We start from the raw sequence: 1,353 nt of genomic DNA, 5'->3' as shown, positions 1-1,353 counted from the left end.
CGCCCCATGCCGAGCGCACGATGCGCCATCCGTAGCACAGCCATCAGGCGGCGGCGAACCGAGCGGGAACTGACATCGGCCCCCGCGATCCAGTGCCCGGCGAAATGCGCCGCGCGACGCTGAACAAGAAGCGAGCCGTTCGAAATCTGGTTGTCGGTCATGGTTCCCTCTCCGCTGGCCGGCACGAAATGTCTGACAATTCCGTTCCACCGCAGGAAGACATGATTCCTGCCCGCGGTATTTCACGAAATTGCTGCCTTGTGAGAAAAGATCGGAGCAAACCTGCAGAGGTTAACGGCTTGTTACCTTAGCCAATGCTTTAAAACCAAGAAATAAAGCAACGACCTAAGCGCCACCTCATCTAACCTTGGCGTTAAGCTTGCCCACCCGCAGCTGCAGCGGCGTCACCTGGCGGTATTTCTTCATCACGGTGGTAAAATGGCTCTGGCTTGAAAATCCGCAGGAATGCGCGATGTCGGCGATCGTCATGCGGCTGTCGGCAAGCAGTCTTTCAGCCAAATCCAGCCGCAGCTCGAGGACATACTGGTGCGGCGGCACCCCGAACGTCCTCGAGAAAGCCCGCATGAAGTGGTACGGCGAAAGCTCGCAAACAGCGGCCATTTCGGCAAGCGCCAGCTTGCGGGTAAAGTTCTTGTCCAGAAATTCCTGCACGCGGCGTGTGCTGCGGACCGAAAGCCCGCCTTTCGCGTTGAGCGTCGGCCGTCGCAGATTGGTTCCGGAAGCCGGTCCGGGGAAACCATCATCACCCGGCATTTTTCGGCCTCCTGACACGTCCCAGATGAGGTTCAACCGGAGGCCTTCCTCCTCGTTCCCCCGAAAAACAATTCGTGATTGATCGAAGCCGGCCGGCATCGCCATTCATCGGATCGTTCCGGCCGGACGGCGAACGATGAATGTCTGCGAGACGGGATCGCGGACGGAGGGTATGACACTCCCCCGCGCGGTGGCCCTCCTGGGCCCGGCGCTTTCAGGAATTATGTCCAGGACAAATCGAGCTGTCCGTTCTCGATTGACGCCCCGGGAAACGCCGCTTTCCCGAGCATCGTCCGTATTTTTCATTGCCTGGCCTCAGCCGCTTGTCCGCCGCCTGAAATCCCCCTTAGCCCGACCCGGATCCAACGTAACGCACATGGCGCGGAGTGTGAATAACATCCGTACGCAAAGAAAAAATTTTGTTCGGGATAAGAAGACGGACCAGTCAACAAGGCAAGGACTGGACCATTTCGGAACCTTCGCCGGCGCATAGGCTGACGGAGCATCAAACGAAAAACCCGCCTGTTCGGCGGGTCACTGGCGCAAATCAGCACCATGCACAAATTTATACCTTAGCTG

The 1,353-nt window shown here is 58.2% G+C and carries 1 protein-coding gene; it reads right to left on the bottom strand.

All coding sequences use genetic code 11. From position 1 onward, the window contains the following. Positions 1 to 357 precede the first annotated feature (357 nt). Positions 358 to 879: an AraC family transcriptional regulator gene (locus tag EN939_RS34335; RefSeq protein ID WP_127271838.1), complete on the bottom strand. Its 522-nt coding sequence runs from the start codon at positions 877 to 879 to the stop codon at positions 358 to 360. Between the last annotated feature and the right edge of the window lie 474 nt (positions 880 to 1,353).

The sequence above is a fragment of the Mesorhizobium sp. M7A.F.Ca.CA.002.05.1.1 genome (assembly GCF_003998335.1).
Taxonomy (GTDB): Bacteria; Pseudomonadota; Alphaproteobacteria; order Rhizobiales; family Rhizobiaceae; genus Mesorhizobium.
The sequence above is the reverse complement of the archived record's forward strand: the minus strand, read 5'-3'. Positions and strand labels throughout refer to the sequence as shown.